Annotated in this window: 16 protein-coding genes, 1 pseudogene and 1 riboswitch; of the genes and pseudogenes, 10 read left to right on the top strand and 7 right to left on the bottom strand. The window is 55.5% G+C overall.

Going from position 1 to position 17,444, the window contains the following annotated elements:
- Positions 1–15: 15 nt before the first annotated feature.
- From WCG50_RS04990 to WCG50_RS04980, 3 genes are read right to left on the bottom strand one after another with little or no spacing between them, the layout of a single operon-like run.
- Complete coding sequence (locus WCG50_RS04990) at positions 16–1,020, bottom strand: PilW family protein (RefSeq protein ID WP_336898471.1); 1,005 nt, start codon at positions 1,018–1,020, stop codon at positions 16–18.
- Positions 1,021–1,030: 10 nt separating this feature from the next.
- Complete coding sequence (pilV, locus tag WCG50_RS04985) at positions 1,031–1,639, bottom strand: type IV pilus modification protein PilV (RefSeq protein ID WP_336898470.1); 609 nt, start codon at positions 1,637–1,639, stop codon at positions 1,031–1,033.
- Positions 1,630–2,190, bottom strand: coding sequence for a GspH/FimT family protein (locus WCG50_RS04980; protein WP_336898469.1), 561 nt, complete (start codon positions 2,188–2,190; stop codon positions 1,630–1,632). The genes pilV and WCG50_RS04980 overlap by 10 nt, the downstream gene beginning before the upstream one ends.
- Positions 2,191–2,346: 156 nt before the next feature.
- Between WCG50_RS04980 and WCG50_RS04975 the strand changes: the two are divergent.
- A pseudogene (locus WCG50_RS04975) lies at positions 2,347–3,506 on the top strand (IS256 family transposase).
- Between the two features lie 95 nt (positions 3,507–3,601).
- On the opposite strand, the gene nrdR reads toward WCG50_RS04975, so the two are convergent.
- The 3 genes from nrdR to WCG50_RS04960 all read right to left on the bottom strand — a co-directional run bounded on the left by nrdR (position 3,602) and on the right by WCG50_RS04960 (position 6,395).
- Entirely contained in the window at positions 3,602–4,051 is a 450-nt protein-coding gene (nrdR, locus tag WCG50_RS04970; RefSeq protein WP_336898468.1) for a transcriptional regulator NrdR, read from the bottom strand.
- Between the two features lie 62 nt (positions 4,052–4,113).
- Positions 4,114–5,358 carry a serine hydroxymethyltransferase gene (gene glyA, locus WCG50_RS04965; protein ID WP_336898467.1) on the bottom strand — a complete coding sequence of 415 codons (1,245 nt, stop codon included), beginning with the start codon at positions 5,356–5,358 and terminating at the stop codon, positions 4,114–4,116.
- A gap of 45 nt (positions 5,359–5,403) precedes the next feature.
- A riboswitch (ZMP/ZTP riboswitch) is annotated at positions 5,404–5,533 on the bottom strand.
- 52 nt (positions 5,534–5,585) lie between these two features.
- On the bottom strand, positions 5,586–6,395 hold the full coding sequence (locus WCG50_RS04960; protein ID WP_336898466.1) for a lytic transglycosylase domain-containing protein: 810 nt from the start codon (positions 6,393–6,395) through the stop codon (positions 5,586–5,588).
- Between the two features lie 699 nt (positions 6,396–7,094).
- Between WCG50_RS04960 and WCG50_RS04955 the strand changes: the two genes are divergently transcribed.
- The 9 genes from WCG50_RS04955 (at position 7,095) to ntrC (ending at position 16,605) form a co-directional block, all read left to right on the top strand.
- Positions 7,095–8,075 (top strand): YncE family protein, encoded by a 981-nt coding sequence (locus WCG50_RS04955; protein WP_336898465.1) that lies wholly within the window; start codon positions 7,095–7,097, stop codon positions 8,073–8,075.
- A 10-nt stretch (positions 8,076–8,085) separates the two neighbouring features.
- Positions 8,086–8,874 (top strand): polysaccharide deacetylase family protein, encoded by a 789-nt coding sequence (locus tag WCG50_RS04950; RefSeq protein WP_336898464.1) that lies wholly within the window; start codon positions 8,086–8,088, stop codon positions 8,872–8,874.
- Positions 8,875–8,877: 3 nt separating this feature from the next.
- Positions 8,878–9,834 carry a sterol desaturase family protein gene (locus WCG50_RS04945; RefSeq protein ID WP_336898463.1) on the top strand — a complete coding sequence of 319 codons (957 nt, stop codon included), beginning with the start codon at positions 8,878–8,880 and terminating at the stop codon, positions 9,832–9,834.
- A gap of 54 nt (positions 9,835–9,888) precedes the next feature.
- The gene (locus WCG50_RS04940) at positions 9,889–10,800 is read left to right on the top strand and encodes an EI24 domain-containing protein (RefSeq protein ID WP_336898462.1); all 912 of its coding nucleotides are present in this window, start codon (positions 9,889–9,891) and stop codon (positions 10,798–10,800) included.
- Positions 10,766–11,617 (top strand): molybdopterin-binding protein, encoded by an 852-nt coding sequence (locus tag WCG50_RS04935; protein WP_336898461.1) that lies wholly within the window; start codon positions 10,766–10,768, stop codon positions 11,615–11,617. Before WCG50_RS04940 ends, WCG50_RS04935 begins: the two co-directional genes overlap by 35 nt.
- 208 nt (positions 11,618–11,825) lie before the next feature.
- Complete coding sequence (glnA, locus tag WCG50_RS04930; protein ID WP_336898460.1) at positions 11,826–13,241, top strand: type I glutamate--ammonia ligase; 1,416 nt, start codon at positions 11,826–11,828, stop codon at positions 13,239–13,241.
- A 140-nt stretch (positions 13,242–13,381) separates the two neighbouring features.
- The gene (locus WCG50_RS04925) at positions 13,382–13,882 is read left to right on the top strand and encodes a hypothetical protein (protein ID WP_336898459.1); all 501 of its coding nucleotides are present in this window, start codon (positions 13,382–13,384) and stop codon (positions 13,880–13,882) included.
- 38 nt (positions 13,883–13,920) lie between these two features.
- Positions 13,921–14,994, top strand: a complete 1,074-nt coding sequence (gene glnL / locus WCG50_RS04920) for a nitrogen regulation protein NR(II) (protein ID WP_336898483.1) — start codon at positions 13,921–13,923, stop codon at positions 14,992–14,994.
- Positions 14,995–15,078: 84 nt separating this feature from the next.
- Positions 15,079–16,605, top strand: coding sequence for a nitrogen regulation protein NR(I) (gene ntrC, locus WCG50_RS04915; protein ID WP_336898458.1), 1,527 nt, complete (start codon positions 15,079–15,081; stop codon positions 16,603–16,605).
- Between the two features lie 51 nt (positions 16,606–16,656).
- Here the strand turns inward: ntrC and xth are convergent, their stop codons facing one another.
- Positions 16,657–17,436: an exodeoxyribonuclease III gene (gene xth, locus WCG50_RS04910; protein WP_336898457.1), complete on the bottom strand. Its 780-nt coding sequence runs from the start codon at positions 17,434–17,436 to the stop codon at positions 16,657–16,659.
- Positions 17,437–17,444: the final 8 nt, after the last annotated feature.

Genomic DNA, 17,444 nt, shown 5'->3' with positions numbered 1-17,444 from the left:
TTTTTCTAAAAAAGTTCAAAGCCGCCGGTTGCGTAGCACCACCGTAGTGAAATAGGCTCGGCGCAGTCGCAGGTCAGTTTTACTTGTGTCCAAGGTACCGTCGCATTTGTAATATCCTCCGGATACCGCGTTAGAGACGACTGGTCTGTCGCTGCGCACGACAATACAAATTCGTACTGACAAGACCTTTCCCCAGGCTGTGGAGTACCCAGAAGTATCTGCAGTAGGTGCCAATGCAATAACTTCTGAGGCTGTCAAATAGCCGGCAACGGTGGCCGTGTTTGATACTTCTGTAGTGCTGACCGTGCCATAGGCTAACTGCATGTCTTCAACGTTTTCTACCAGTGGCTGAGTTCCACTGCTAATGCCTTTGCACATGAGACTGGGGATGTTAGACGAGTTTGCAATGTAAAACCGGTTGTCTGCCACCGAAAAACTGGCTGCGCCGACGGGGAAAGTTGCTGTGATTGTGGGTAATGAGCTGCCGACGCAGTCTGTTGGATTATTGCCTGAAGGTGCCGTGTTGTACCTGTCAGCCTCGTAGCTGATGGCAATCGAATCTGGCAGTGTGCTAGTACCGCAGTTGGTAAAGGAATTCAGATTGGGCACCGTAAAGGTATTGGTAATGTTGCTGAAGGTGCCGTCACAGCCACGAATGGAAAAAGCGGAAGGCCCTGACGATACCGAATACGTTGTTGTACCGTTGGCATAAGCCGTGACAGAGCCGCCAACGTAGGTCGGGTTATAGACCGGGTTGTGTCCATAGACATCTGACCGATTGGCTTGCACAGGGTTGGTTCCAGCCATTCGGATCTGTTGTACCAAGACGTTGAGAGCAGCTTGCGCATCTTCGTTCATGCGGCTTTGCGCGTCGGACATTCTGCTGGAGCTAGCAGCACCCAAGTAGGCCGACATAGCGGCGACGACGATGATCAATCCAATGGCAAGAGAGACCATCAGTTCGATCAATGAAAATCCCATTGATGGGCTTGAAGCAAGTGGGCGGCGAGGGCTGGACATGGCTTGCATTTCATTCAATTTTGAATCGGAGGTACAGACAACGTGCCGGTGTTGGCGTAGTCGGATAGCCGGTGTAAGTTGATGTCACGTCTGGAGGGCATTGGTCTGACGATGCGCCCAGCAATGAGTTGGTGCTGGGCTCTTGCCAGATAACCCAAAGATTTCCTTGTGAAGTCTGGGTACACGCCGTGGCCGTAGTAGGCGCCGATGCTGCGCTGCACCACATTTCAATGTCACCGGCGGGGAGTTCGCGGCGAACGGCTCCGCGGGTAGCTTGGATATCCATTGCTGCTAGCGTGGTTTCGGTGCAGTCGGGGTAGGCACAGTCAGCCGATGTGGGACTAATCACGTCCGTAGTCCAACTCGAGCCATGCAACGTTGAGGTATATCGGTTGTTGGCAAAACCTTCAGGGTTGGCGCGCAAACGTTCAACATGGCTCGCTGCTAAATTAGATGCGGTTGCGCGGTAGGCAGAAAGTTTGGGTGCCTGCACCGCAAAAGACAACATGGCACCGAGCGCCAGCATGCCAAACGACAGCAACAGAATTGCGACCAGCACCTCAATCAGTGATACACCTTTCTGTAGGTCGTAATGTTCTTTCATATTTTTTAGGTGCAAGATCCGTCTCCAGAAATGCGCGCCCGGCCACCAATACTGATACACAGTACGCGGCGGTTGCTACTGTCAAAATTAGCACCACCAAATTGAATCTGCGTCATGCCTGAAGATTTCAGTCTTCCTGTAGCTCTGAAGACGAATTTTGTTGATGATCCACCTCCTCCGCCAGTTTCCAAGGCCGTGTCAATGGATGCTATTGGCCCCTGTACACGTAGCACTGGCTCGTTCGCGTCTTTATCCCCATCCCCGTTTAAATCGTGGAAAATAAACCACCCGGTAACCCAGCCGCGTCCACCTGTTCCCGATCCGCTGCCGCAATTGGGGTCTGCCAACTCGGGAGAATCGCTTCGGCACAAAACAACATTTCCTCCCTTTCGAATTGATTCACTACGGGCAAAACGCATATCGGCCAAGAAGCTGTTGACGTTATTGGAAATAGTATTTGACTGGATCATTGTCTTGAAAGATGGTGCTGCAAGTGCAGCCAAAATGGCAATGATGGCAATCACGACCAAAAGCTCAATCAGCGTAAATCCATGTTGCTTCCTCATGAGTCGTAGTATTGTTGGTTAGAAGATTTTTCAGTTGTGGCAACAGACAAGCGGTCGGAATAGGTTGGCCAGTGGTACATCTTTACGCGGGTGTAAGATTTTTTTGTGTAAACAGTCTTTTGGCAGGAAACTGCCGTTTTTTCAGAAAGAAGCGAAATGACCGTAAGCAACGAACTAATCGACAGCCTGCCGGCTGACTGCAAAAAACCTGAAGACCTCATTGGCGAGAATGGGTTACTCAAGCAACTCACCAAATGATTTGTAGAGCGCGCCTTGCAAGCATAGTTGGCCGAGTACCTTGGCCATGCCAAAAACGATAGCGTGGCCAACGCCAATGGCCACACCCGCAACAGCAAAAGCAAGAAAACCCTCAAAGGTGAGTTTGGTGAGCTTCCGATAGAAATACCGCGCGACCGACACGGCAGTTTTGAGCCCCAGATCATCCCCAAACATCAAACCCGCTGGATAGTTTTGATGAAAAGATCCTGTCGTTGTGCGCCCGTGGAATGAACGTGCGCGAGATCCAGGGTCGCTTGCAAGAGATGTACGACACCGAGGTCTCGCCCACCTTGATTTCCTCTGTCACTGAGGCAGTCATGGAGGATACCAAGGCCAGGCAGAACCGACCTCTAGATGCGCGTTGTATCCCATCGTCTACATGGACTGCATTCACATCTAAATACACGATGGCGGTTTGGTTCGAGCCAAGGCCGTTTACCTGGCGCTGGGTATCAATATGGCTGGTGAGAAAGAGATTTTGGGCCTATGGATTTCCCAGAATGAGGGGGCCAAGTTCTGGCTCCAGGTGGTGACCGAGCTCAAGAATCGTGGGGTTTAAGATATCTTCATTGCCTGCGTGGATGGCTTGAAGGGGTATCCCGAGAATATAGAGGTGGCATACTCCAAGACGGCCGAGTAGTTGTGCATCGTGCACATGGTGCGCAATAGCTTGAACTACGTGAGTTGGAAGCTGCGCTAGTGGTGGCGACTGACCTGCGCAGCATCTAAACCTCGGCCACTGAAGACGTGGCGCTGATGATGCTGCAGGAATTCGAGAATAAATGGGGTGCAGACTACCTTAGCATCGTCAAGTCACTCCGATCAAGCTGGACACACATCTCGCCGTTTTTTGAGTACCCGGCGGAGATACGGCGGGTTATTTACTCCACCAACGCCATTGAGTCGGTCAACATTAGTTTCGTTAATTTGCATATAACCGGGGATCGGTTCCCTGTGACGATGCACTGCTGAAATTGTTCTAGTTGGCACTGGACAACATCAGCAAGAAATGGACGATGCCTATCAGGGAATGGTAGGCAGCACTGAACCGATTCACCATTCGGTTTGAGGAGAGAATGCCAAAGTTCTAAAATACATCCCGCCGTTTACATAAAATTCGGGACATCCTTCTTTACCGCCCCACCTCATCCACCAGCGTCTTGAATTCATCTATATCTTCGAAGCTGCGGTAAACACTGGCAAAGCGCACATAGGCGACTTTGTCGAGTTTTTTGAGTTCGCGCATCACTAGCTCACCTAGCTGCGCAGAAGGCATTTCTCGCGCACCCAGGCTGAGTAGTTTCTCTTCCATACGCTCAACCGCGTTGTCGATTTGCTCGATGCTCACCGGGCGCTTGCGCAGGGCCAGTTTCATCGAGGCGAGCAGTTTGGCGCGTTCGTACTCAATGCGGCGGCCATCTTTTTTGACGATCGCTGGAAAGGTGACATCCGGGCGCTCGTAGGTGGTAAAGCGCTTTTCGCAGGAGCCGCACTGGCGCCTGCGACGGATTGAATCCCCGTCTTCAGAAATCCGGGTTTCCACCACTTGGGTTTCGGAATGACTGCAGAAGGGGCACTTCATCGTTTCTCAATCAGTTGAGGACAGAGCTGGTTCACTTCGTGTAACGGCGGTCTGTCCCGCAATTAACCATATACCGGGAAACGTGCGGTCAGGGCGTTGACCTTGGCGCGTACGGCATCGCTGTTGGCTGGGTCGCGTGGGTTGTCCAGCACGTCAGCAATCAAATTAGCCGTGATGCGGGCTTCTTCGTCCTTGAAACCACGGGTCGTCAGCGCTGGAGTGCCGATGCGAACACCGCTGGTGACCATTGGTTTTTCGGGGTCGTTCGGGATGGCATTTTTGTTGATGGTCATGTGGGCAGCGCCCAGCACGGCCTCGGCTTCCTTGCCAGTGATGCCCTTGGCGCGCAAATCGACCAGCATCACGTGGCTCTCGGTGCGGCCGCTCACAATGCGCAAGCCGCGCTCGGTCAGGGTTTCTGCCACGATACGGGCATTTACCAGCACCTGCTGCTGGTAAATCTTGAACTCAGGCATCAGCGCTTCTTTGAAAGCCACGGCTTTGGCGGCAATCACGTGCATTAACGGGCCACCTTGCAGGCCGGGGAAGATCGCGCTGTTGATGGCTTTCTCGTGCTGGGCCTTCATCAGAATAATGCCGCCACGGGGGCCGCGCAGGCTCTTGTGGGTGGTGGAGGTCACCACGTCAGCATGCGGCACCGGGTTGGGGTAGACGCCAGCGGCAATCAGGCCAGCGTAATGGGCCATATCCACCATGAAGATGGCGCCCACGTCTTTGGCGACTTTGGCAAAACGCTCAAAGTCGATGCGCAGGCTGTAGGCTGAGGCGCCCGCAATGATCAACTTGGGTTTGGACTCATGGGCTTTGCGCTCCATGGCGTCGTAGTCAATTTCTTCCTTGTCGTTCAAGCCGTAGCTGACCACGTTAAACCACTTGCCGCTGATGTTCAGGGGCATGCCGTGGGTCAAGTGACCGCCTTCGGCCAGGCTCATGCCCATGATGGTGTCGCCGGGCTTCAAGAAGGCCAAAAACACCGCTTCGTTGGCAGACGCGCCGCAATGAGGTTGCACGTTGGCCGCATCGGCGCCAAAAATTTGTTTGACACGGTCAATCGCCAGTTGCTCTGCGATGTCAACGTATTCGCAACCACCGTAATAGCGTTTGCCGGGGTAGCCTTCGGCGTATTTGTTAGTGAGTTGCGTGCCTTGGGCGGCCATGACGGCGGGCGAGGCGTAGTTTTCGCTGGCAATCAGCTCAATGTGGTGTTCCTGGCGCGCGTTTTCGCTGCGGATGGCGGCAAAAAGCTCGGGATCGGTTTGTTCGATAAGAATATTACGGTCGTACATGGCAGTCCTAAAAGACGATGGGCCTGGGAATCAGGGGTTTGATACCAGGGCTGCCCAGGCGAACGGCTAAACGCAATGGCCGAACTGGCCCTGCGGTACGCTCCCCCGTGGTGTGCCCACTTCAGCGAGTCAGACCCAAAGGTTTGATCGCCTATCGCCAGTCGCGTACTTTTTAATTTTAACTGACCAAGCCGTTGTTTCTGTCCGACACGGTCAAAACCTGAAAATCAGTAGTTGGCGAGTGATGCCACTTTGGCAGAAGCGTTGTCGGTGTTGGTCGGGGTAGGCGCTCCCACTGTTTGAGGTGAACTTGTGGGCACCGAGCGACCTTTGACGACTTGCTGAAGTCGGGCATGTTCGGCCATGACCTTGCCAGCGTAGCCACCGTCGTCTTCAATATTGGCGGCACCCACGTAAAACTTCAATCCACCTTCCATGGAGCCGGCCCGGGCGATGCATTCCTGCAATACCTTGACGCCAACCCGCATGTTGGTGAGCGGGTCAAAGGCGGCGAGTTTGCCGCCAAAGCTCTCGTATTTGTCGCTGTGCACTTGGGTCATGACTTGCATCAGACCTTGGGCGCCCACGGGGCTTTGCGCAAACGGATTAAAGCCTGATTCAACGGCCATCACCGCCAAAATCAGAGTCGGGTCCAACTTGGTGTGAAGTCCAATGTCATAGGCTTCAGCCACCAGGGCGCTAAGAGGTTCTGGCGCCACCTTGTATTTCTTGCTCAACCAAAAGGCCACTGCGGCCTGCTGTTTGGGCAAGTCTTTGGGGTCGGTAGCTGTGGCGCGGTCAATCGCGTCCATTTCGCTGATAAAGCCGGTCACTTCGACCTGGCGGTTTTGCAGCCAGCTGATGAGTTTGATCTCACCGACTTGGCGCAGTTCTGGGCGGGCCGTCAAGGTGATGACGGCAAACATGACAGCAAGCCCGATCAGGGCAAAACTGTTGTGGGTGATTTCAAAGAAGCCCTGGGCGATATCGGATGCGAAAGTTCGCAAGCCCTTGGTAAATTTTTGTGACGCTTTCATAGCTCTTCCTTCGTTCGCGCGGGTTCGAGAGTTGTACTGCAGGCAGTTCAAAACTTGTCGCCCTTGTTTGGGTTGGTACGCTATCAATATCCTGCGCTGTCTTTCGGTCGCGTTCTGCAGAGATTTGAATATGCCGGGTTCGGCAGCGGATGCGGGTTATCCCTAGCCTTTGGCTGGGATTCGCGGATTCTATGGTGACTATATATATCAAGTCAACCATAACAAATTGATTTGTTATGCTGAAAAACGTTTTAGCAGTGCTAAATCCAAGGTTTTAATTAAATATTCTTAGCACTCTGTCGCTGGTGTGTGGGCTGATTTTCTTGCGTCGAGTCAAATAATTGTGAGTTACCTCTAGAAATTCAATCACGCAGGTGAATTTCCCTCCCCATGGTGCGTGAGCTTTTGGATTAACGCTTACATATAGCAGCGTCACAACGTGACTGCACTGCTGTAGCACTTCGTGTTTCCGACGAGGTTTCAGCGGTTCGTATTGAACGATGATGTTGACGAGATGTTGACGAGATGTTGGAAGAGTTGTTTTTGGAGATGGGGTAGAGATATGAGATCAAGTTGTGGGTAATTGGTACGGACAAAGAGCTCATTTACTTTCATTTTCTCGCCCGGCCAATAGACCTCCCTCGCCAAGTGAGGCGTGCCGTTTACACTCGATACCTTCTTTAAAGAGTGATTTTTTTGATGTGTTTCTCTCGATTTTTGGCTGTTGTGGCCCTGTTTTCAGCGTTGCTTACTTTCGCAGCCCATGCCGGCGTCAATCCGGTGTTTGTGCTGAATTCGCTGGAGGCCAGCATCAGCGTGATTGACCCCGTTAGCTGGAAAGAAATCAAGCGCATCCCTACCGGCAAAGAGCCACACCACATGTACCTCACGCCAGATGAGAAATCGCTCATCATTGCCAATGCGCTGAGTGACTCCCTGTTGTTCGTGGACCCGAAAACGGCCGAGGTGCAACGCACGGTGACCGGCATTCTGGATCCCTACCAGTTGCGGTTTTCGCCCGACATGAAATGGTTTGTGACGGTGGCCAACCGGCTCAACCACGTTGATATATACCATTGGGATGGCGTCAACCTGACGCTGGCGAAGCGCATTGCGACCGGTAAAACACCCAGTCACCTCTGGATTGACAGCAAAAGCAGTACAGTTTTTGCCACCATGCAGGACAGTGACGAGCTGGTCTTGATCGATCTGCCCACGCAGACCCTGAAATGGCGCGGCAAGACCGGCGCCATGCCGGCGGATGTGTTTGGCACGCCCGACGATAAATTTTTACTGATCGGCTTGACTGGCGGCGAGGGTGTGGAGGTTTATGACGTGACAGGTGCCGCGCCCAAGCTGGTCAAACTCATCCCAACCGGGCAGGGCGCGCACGCGTTTCGCGGCGCGGGCGACAAACACCATGTGTTTGTCAGCAACCGGGTGGCCAACACCATCAGCAAAATCGATTACCAGACCATGACGGTGGTCGAAAAGTATCCTGCCCCGAGTGGGCCAGACTGCATGGATGTGTCAGCGGACGGTCATTTCATTTACGTGGCCTCCCGCTGGGCCAAGAAACTGACTGTGATTGACACCCAGTTACGCCAGGTGGTGCGCCAGGTGAATGTGGGCAAGTCGCCCCACGGAGTTTGGACACTGGACCATGCAGCCCGCCAATAGGTTTATTCACATGAAAAGAGTTGCTCTAATTTTTATAGCTGCTTGCGCTTATTCGACGGGGGCTAGCGCCGAAAAAGCTTGTGTAAATCCGCTTTACCTGACGTTCGACACCGGCCACATGGATATTGCGCCATTGGTGGCAGATGTGCTGAAGCGCCAAAACGTCAAGGTCACTTTTTTTGCCGCCAACGAGCGTACCAAAGTAGGCGATGGCAGCCTGGGCAACCACTGGTCAAGCTGGTGGAAAGAGCGCGCGGCCGAAGGCCATGAGTTTGCCTCTCACACCTACGACCATGTTTACTGGCGGGGTGATCTGCCAGGCGTTGAGCCCAAGTTTCGGATGCAGCCGACCTCGGGCGCTTTTGAAGGGCGAGAGTTCACCTGGGATACTAAAAAATACTGCTCGCAGCTGGCGTATGCCAATGAGCGCCTGCAAGATTTCACTGGGAAAAAACCTTTGCCACTGTTTCGGGCGCCCGGGGGGAAAACATCGCCCCGTTTGCTGGCAGCCGCCAAATCGTGCGGTTTTGAACATGTGGGCTGGGCCGCCGCCGGATTTTTGGGCGATGAGTTGCCGAGCGAGAAGTTCAGCAACGAGGTCTTGTTGAAAAAAGCGCTGCGCGACATCAAAAAAGGTGACATTCTGATGGCCCATCTAGGCATCTGGTCGCGCAAAGACCCCTGGGCGCCGACCGTGCTGGAGCCACTCATCATGGGACTGAAAGACAAGGGTTTCTGCTTTGCCACGCTGCGCGAGCACCCCGCTTACCGCGATTGGTTGGCGGCCAACGGTTCCTGATCGATGGAGTTTTTAGTCAACACTTTCTCCACCGCTCAGGAGTGGCTGTTTGAGTCCGTACTGCAACCTGTGATGTTCGCCGTGGGCTTGGGAAATTTGCTGGTGGACGGCTATGTGGCGACCGGTTGGCTGCTGGTCGGTTTTATTCAGTTGCTGATTTTGGTGGCGGTGATCGGGCCCTTGCAGCGCTGGCGTCCGGTGGAGGTGATCACAGACCAGGCCTCCGTGAACACCGATATTTTGTATACCGTCATTCACCGCCTGGGCCTGTTTCGGCTGGCCTTGTTTTTCTCGCTCGACACCCTGTTTGACCACCTGTTTGGTGCGTTGCGGGTGGCGGGCTTGAGTACTTTTCAACTCGATGCCTTGTGGCCCGGTGTGACCGATTTGGCGCTGGTCAGCCTCGTCATGTACCTGGTGGTGATGGACGCCCTGAACTATGGGGTTCACCGGGCCCAGCACCAGTTTGAGTGGTGGTGGCGGCTACATGCCTTGCACCACGCACAGCGCCAGATGACGATGTGGAGCGACAACCGCAACCACCTGCTGGATGACGTGATCAAAGATGTGATTGTGGTGGTGGTGGCACAACTGATCGGTATTGCACCGGGTCAGTTTGTGGCCATCGTGGCGTTCACCCAACTCAGTGAAAGCTTTCAGCACGCCAATCTGCGACTGTGGTTCGGCCGTATAGGCGAGCGTTTGTGGGTTAGCCCACGTTTTCACCGCTTGCACCACAGCATCGGCATCGGCCACGAAACAGCGGGCAAGCATACGCTAGGGGGAAGTAACTTTGGCGTGCTGCTGCCGTGGTGGGACATGCTGTTTGGCACCGCTAATTTTGAGATTCGTTTTGACGCCACCGGCGTGCGCGATCAGGTCGAGCAGGGTCGCGACTATGGGCGTGGTTTCTGGTCCCAGCAGTGGCTCGGGCTCAAGCGTTTGGCCGGTCGGGCTTAAGGCGACTCTGGCGCCACGGGGCTTGGCTGGGTTATTTCTCGTTATGCTTCTTTTATGAACCTTTTCCTTGATTCCTTCTGGCGTTCGGTGGCGTATTGCCTGCGCCCACGCGTGATTGCCTTGTCATTTTTGCCCTTGGTGCTGATGGTGGCACTCGCGCTCGGCCTGGGCTACTACTTTTGGGAAGGCGCCCTGGACTGGGTGCGCGGGGCACTTGAGTCGTCGTCCATGGTCAACAACGTATGGACCTGGTTGCAAAGCGCAGGGGCTGGCAGCCTCAAGATGGTGCTGGCACCCTTGATCGTCATTTTTGCGGTGACACCGGTCATCGTGGTGTTGTCGTTGCTGATGGTCGCCATTTTGATGACGCCGGCCTTGACCTTGCTGGTGGCAGAGCGGCGCTTCCCCCAATTGGAGCGTAAACGCGGTGGCTCGATGCTGATGAGTTTGATGTGGTCCTTGGGCTCGACCGGCCTGGCCCTGATCGCGATCGTGATTTCAGTCCCGCTGTGGCTGGTGCCCCCTTTGATTCTGGTGCTGCCGCCGTTGATTTGGGGTTGGCTGACTTACCGCGTGATGGCGTTTGATGCCTTGGCGGAACACGCCAGTGTAGAAGAACGTCGTGAGATTTTTCGCAGACACCGGGGCTGGCTGCTCGGGATCGGTGTGTTTTGCGGTTATCTGGGTGCCGCACCGAGCCTGATCTGGGCCTCGGGCGCTTTGTTTGCGGCGGCCTTCGTGATTCTGGTGCCCCTGGCGATCTGGATTTACACACTGGTGTTCGCGCTTTCCTCCCTGTGGTTTGCGCATTACTGCCTGGCCGCTTTGCAGGCCTTGCGCACCGAGAAAGAATTGGCCGCAACCACCGCGCTTGCGGCAGCGCTTGCTCCGTCACAAACAACGATTGACGTGCAGGCGCTACCATTGCCTGATGACACAACTTCCGACGCCCGCCCTCAGTCCTAGCCCAACGCCGGCCTTCGGCCTGATCATCATTGGCGATGAAATCATGTCCGGCAAACGGACCGACAAGCACCTGCCCAAAGTCATCGAGTTGCTCAAGGCCCGCGGCCTGCAACTCGACTATGCCGACTACGTGGGCGACTCACCTGAGCGCATTACCGCTACCTTGAAGCGCGCTTTTGCCAGTGGCGATGTGGTCTTCTCAACCGGCGGTATTGGCGCCACGCCCGACGACCATACCCGCCAGTGCGCCGCCGATGCCTTGGGCCGAGAGCTGGTATTGCAACCGCAAGCCGCCGCGCTGATCCGTGAACGCATGCAAGACATCGCCAAAGAACAGGGCAAGGTGTTTGACCCTGATCAGCCAGACAACATTCACCGCCTTAACATGGCCATGTTTCCCACGGGCGCCGACATTATTCCCAATCCGTTCAACAAGATTGCCGGGTTCTCTTTGGCAGGAAAGGGCGGAGGCGTCTTTTTCGTGCCCGGATTTCCGGTGATGGCTTGGCCGATGATTGAGTGGGTGCTTGACACCCATTACCCGCACCTGCACCGAACGGCTGCCTGGATTGAGCAATCGGTCATCGTGATGGGCGCGATGGAGGCCACGCTGACACCGCTGATGCTAGAGATTGAGCAGACGTTTGCAGGCGTCAAGGTTTTCAGCCTGCCGAGTGTCGATCACCCCGAATTTGGGCGCCATATTGAGCTGGGCGTCAAAGGCGAGCCGGGTGTGGTGGCGCAAGCCTACCCTGCCTTGCTGGCGGGCCTGAAACGCTTTGATGCCAAGCTAGGCCCCGAATTGGTGCAAAAATAAGTGGTCAAGCGCCTTGTCTTTGAAATTGCACTGACTTGGTGCGTGTATTTGCAGTTGCGCGAGTGACTAACTTTGCGCCGCGCCAAAACTGGCACAAACTCAAGGCAAAATACAGCGTTGGCGGATTTGTCCAGTCGCCGGTGTTGGCACAAAAACTGCATTCGCTTAAACGTAATCTTTTCAACAACGATCCAATCAGGAGTTTTTAATGGCAAAGACCGTCGCAGACGTCATGAACATGGTGAAAGAACACGAAGTCAAGTTTGTTGACTTCCGCTTCACCGATACCCGTGGTAAAGAACAGCACGTGACCGTGCCTGTGTCTCATTTTGATGAAGATAAATTCAGTTCGGGCCATGCGTTTGACGGTTCGTCCATCGCAGGTTGGAAGGGCATTGAAGCCTCTGACATGCAGTTGATGCCTGACCCAAACACCGCCAACATTGATCCATTCTTTGAAGAATCGACCATGATTTTGACCTGCGATGTGGTGGACCCCATCGACGGCAAGGCCTACGAGCGTGACCCACGTTCACTCGCCAAACGCGCTGAAGCGTACATGAAAGCCTCCGGCTTTGGTGACACTGCCTACTTCGGTCCAGAGCCAGAATTTTTCGTGTTCGACAGCATCCGTTGGGGCAACGACATGTCGGGCTGCTTCTCCAAGATCGACTCCGAAGAAGCTGCCTGGAACACCGGCCGCGAATACGAGCACGGCAATACCGGTCACCGTCCTACCGTCAAGGGTGGCTACTTCCCCGTGCCACCGGTGGACAGCTTCCAGGACATGCGTTCTGAGATGTGTCTGGTGCTCGAAGCCCTCGGCATCCCGGTTGAAGTGCATCACCACGAAGTGGCCAATGCCGGTCAAATGGAATTGGGCACCAGGTTCAGCACCCTCACAGAGCGCGCTGACTGGGTTCAACTCCAAAAATACGTGATCCAAAACGTCGCCCATGCCTACGGCAAGACCGCGACCTTCATGCCCAAGCCCATCGTTGGCGACAACGGTTCCGGCATGCACGTTCACCAGTCTGTCTGGAAAGACGGCAAAAACCTGTTTGCTGGCGACGGCTATGCAGGCTTGTCAGACTTCGCGCTGTACTACATCGGCGGCATCATCAAGCACGCCCGTGCCCTGAACGCCATCACCAACCCCGGTACCAACAGCTACAAGCGCCTGGTGCCTGGTTACGAAGCCCCGGTCAAGTTGGCTTACTCGGCCAAAAACCGTTCTGCTTCGATCCGTATTCCTTTCGTGGCCAACCCCAAGGGTCGTCGCGTTGAGGCACGTTTCCCTGATCCACTGATGAACCCTTACCTCGGCTTCGCAGCCCTGTTGATGGCCGGTCTGGACGGCGTTGAGAACAAGATCCACCCGGGCGAAGCTGCCAGCAAAGATCTGTACCATTTGCCTCCAGAAGAAGACAAGTTGATCCCAACCGTCTGCCACAGCCTGGACCAAGCGCTGGACTGCCTCAATGAAGACCGCGCGTTCCTGACCAAGGGCGGCGTGTTCACCGATGCCTACATCGATGCGTACATCGAGCTCAAAATGACTGAAGTCACGCGTTTGCGCATGGCAACTCACCCGATTGAATTCGACATGTACTACTCGCTGTAATTCGTTACAGTTTGTGGCAAAAAAGGACGGCGTAGGCCGTCCTTTTTCATTGGCGCTGGCTGGAGGTTTTTTCAATTGACATGCAATTGGCGCATACTGGCAAACTTATCCATGCAATTTTTATCAAGCGTGGAATACCTATGAAATATGCTTTATTAATTCCTGTCGGTCTTGTGTTTTTGTGTGGCAACAGCTTCTCACAAGAGCGTATTTACCGTTGCGGAAACGAGTACACCAATACCGTGCCTGATGCTCAGACGCGCGGCTGCAAGTTGGTGCAAGGCGGCAACGTGACGGTGGTGCAGGGCACGCGGCCCAATTCTTCTGCGCCAACCAAGTCTGCAGCAGCCTCAACCGGTTCACCAGGTGGGCAGCGGGTGGATGCGGGCGAACAAAAATCACGTGACTCGGATGCACGTCAAATCTTGGAGTCCGAACTCAAGAAGGCAGAAGCGCGCCATGCTGAGTTGCTCAAGGAATACAACAACGGCGAACCCGAAAAGCGCGGTGACGAGGCCAAAAATTACCAAAAATACCTCGATCGTGTGGCTGAGCTCAAAGCCAGTCTGGCGCGTAACGAAAGTGATATTGCGGGAATTCGTCGTGAGCTCGGGCGAGTGCCCGCCTCTGCGGCAAAATAGGCGGCTTGAACAAGCCTGCACCACCCCCATTGGCTCCCTTGAGCCAGTCCACTGCGTCACCCGCAGTGCGTTTTCAATCGTTTGACCTGCTGGCAACGCTCGTCGCTGTGGTTCACAGCAATGGCGATGTTGTGTTTGCCAATGCCGCGCTCGAAGATGCCTTGGGTATCTCACGTCGCACGATCGTGGGTTCGCAATTCCCTGATAGTTTTACGGAACCCGTTCACCTGAAAAATGCCTTGGTGGGCGCAGGCAGCAATGAATTTGCCGCACTGCGCTATGACGCCTGGTTGAAGCGCATGGCGCATGACCTGTTGCCGGTGCATGTGATCGTGACGCAGACCGACAATCCCGAAGAAATCGTGATCGAGTTGCTGCCGCTGGAGCAGCAAGCGCGCCAGGACCGTGAAGAGCGGCTGGCCGAGCAGGCGCAGTCCAACAAGGAACTGATCCGCAATCTGGCCCACGAGATCAAAAATCCCTTGGGTGGCATTCGGGGGGCGGCGCAGTTGCTGGAGATGGAGATGGCGTCTCCTGAGCTCATCGAGTACACGCAAGTCATCATCCATGAAGCTGACCGCTTGCAAACGCTGGTGGACCGTCTGCTGGCGCCGCACCGTCGTCCGCATTTGGTGGGCGATGTGAATATTCATGAGGTTTGCGAGCGGGTGCGTTTGCTGATTCTGGCTGAGTTCCCCAAGGGGCTGACGGTGGTCCGGGACTACGACACCTCTATTCCCGAGTTTCGAGGTGACCGCGAGCAACTGATTCAAACCGTGCTCAACATTGCCCACAATGCCTGCCAGGCGCTGGCCGAGCAGATTGTGGCGGGCACGGCCCACTTGACTTTTTCAACCCGAATCGCACGCCAGATCACCTTTGGCAAAAAACGCTACCGGTTGGCACTGGAATTGCATGTCATTGACAACGGGCCTGGTGTTCCAGACTCGATCAAGGACCGTATCTTTTATCCGCTGGTGTCTGGGCGTGATGGAGGTTCGGGCTTGGGGCTGACATTGGCGCAAACCTTTGTGCAGCAGCACCATGGATTGATCGAGTGCGATAGTGTGCCGGGCCACACCGATTTCAAGATTCTGATTCCACTCCCTTGAGGGTGTGGAATCAGAATCTTGCTCCCTCAAGGCACGGCGGCAGGCGTGCGGGGTGGTGAGTCAAGTAACAATTCAGGGAAATAAATGAAACCAATTTGGATCGTAGATGATGACCAGTCCATTCGCTTTGTGCTCGAAAAAGCACTGCTGCGCGAGAACTTGCCAACCCGCAGTTTCACCAATCCGCGCGACGTCCTGAACGCGCTCGCCAGTGCCGATGACGACAGCGGCCCGCAGGTGCTGGTCAGCGACATCCGCATGCCGGGAGGCTCGGGGCTGGATTTGCTGGAAAAGGTCAAGGCCAAGTACCCTGGCTTGCCGGTCATCATCATGACCGCGTATTCGGACCTGGACAGTGCGGTGTCGGCCTTTCAGGGTGGCGCGTTTGAGTACCTGCCCAAGCCGTTTGACGTTCCCAAAGCGGTCGAGTTGATTCGCCGCGCACTTGAAGAAAGTCAGCGCGAAGATGTGGCTGAAGTGCTCATGGCTGATACGCCCGAGATGCTGGGCCAGGCGCCCGCCATGCAGGACGTGTTTCGCGCCATTGGCCGCTTGAGCCAGAGCAACGTCACGGTCATGATCACCGGCGAATCGGGCTCTGGCAAGGAACTGGTGGCCCGCGCCCTGCACAAGCACTCGCCGCGTGCCAACGGCCCGTTTGTGGCGATCAATACCGCCGCCATCCCCAAGGATCTGCTGGAGTCCGAGTTGTTTGGCCACGAACGCGGCGCCTTTACCGGTGCCCAGACCATGCGCCGGGGCCGCTTTGAGCAGGCCGATGGCGGCACCCTGTTTCTGGACGAAATTGGCGACATGCCGTTTGACCTGCAAACCCGCCTGCTGCGCGTACTGAGCGATGGTCATTTTTACCGGGTTGGCGGGCACAGTGCCGTCAAAACCAATGTGCGTGTAATTGCCGCCACCCACCAGAACCTGGAGCAGCGCGTCAAGGACGGTGGCTTCCGGGAGGATTTGTTTCACCGCCTGAACGTCATCCGCCTTCGTTTGCCGGCGCTGCGCGAACGCAAGGAAGACATTCCCATGCTGACGCGTCACTTTCTGCAGCAAAGTGCGGCCCAGTTAGGCGTCGAGCCCAAGCGTATTTCTGATGCCGCCCTGGTCTGGCTGGGCAACTTTGCCTTTCCCGGCAATGTGCGGCAGTTGGAGAATATGTGCCATTGGGTCACGGTGATGGCCCCGGCGCAGGTGATTGAGCCGAAAGACTTGCCACCCGAGGTCGGGGTCACAGCCGGCGCAGCGACGGAAACGCCAGCCTATGCGCCCTTGGCCCTGGCCAGCGAGTCTGAATCAACGCATGAGACTACAGGCATGGCTTCGTCTTTGCCTTTGCCTCAAATGACAGTGCAGCCTGTCTCGCCGGGGTTGATCGCCCAGGCTGACGGTTGGGAGCACGGGCTTGAGGCCGCAGCGGTCGCCTTGCTGGCGACGGGTCGCACCGACGTATGGGATGAATTGACCCGGCGCTTTGAGTCCCGGCTGATCGTGGCTGCTTTGGCTGCCACGCGCGGTCGACGCATTGAAGCGGCCCAAAAACTCGGCATCGGCCGCAACACCATCACGCGCAAGATTCAGGAGTTAGGTTTAGAGTAAATCGGCCTCTAGCCACCGTCTTATCTGCACGAGCAGCTATAAATTTAATAGCTATTCGGGGGTTGCCGCTGACAGCTCCACGACCACCGGCGCGTGGTCGCTCGGGCGCTCGTTCTGGCGCGGGGTCTTGTCGATGACGCAGCTTTTGACCCGTGGTTTGAGCGCATCACTGACCAGAATGTGGTCGATGCGCAGTCCCTGGTTGCGGCGAAAACCAAGGTTGCGGTAGTCCCACCAGGAGTAGCTTTTCTCGGCCTGCGGAAACAGTCGGTAGGCGTCGTGCAGCCCCATGGCGATCAGGGCGCGCAGATGGTAGCGCTCTTCTTCGGTGCAGTGAATCGTGTCTTTCAAGCCCACCGGGTCCCACACATCGGCGTCGTCAAAGGTGATGTTGTAGTCGCCCATCAGCACCAGTTGCGGCGTTTTGACCAACTCTGCGCGCACCCAGTCGCGCAGGCCTTTCAGCCAGGCCATCTTGTACTCAAACTTGTCGCTGCCCGGCTCTTGCCCGTTGGGGAAATAGCCGCCGATGACACGAATACCGTCGACGTTGGCGCTGATGACACGCGCCATGTCGTCGTCAAAGCCGGGGATGTTTTTCACCACCTCGGTGGCTGGCGTGCGTGACAGCAGCGCCACGCCGTTGTAAGTCTTCTGGCCAAAAAACTGGGCGTGGTAGCCGGCTTGCTTGAACGCCTCCACCGGAAACTTGTCGTCCGTCATTTTGAGTTCCTGCAGCACCAGCACGTCCACCGGGTTGGCGGCCAGCCAGTCCAGCACCTGCGGCAAGCGCACGGTCAGCGAGTTCACATTCCAGGTGGCCAGTCTCATAAAAAATA

It is taken from the genome of Rhodoferax sp. (assembly GCF_037143375.1).
In the GTDB taxonomy this organism is placed as follows: Bacteria; Pseudomonadota; Gammaproteobacteria; order Burkholderiales; family Burkholderiaceae_C; genus Rhodoferax.
Note: the sequence above shows the minus strand (reverse complement) of the source record. Positions and strands in the feature narration are given on the sequence as shown.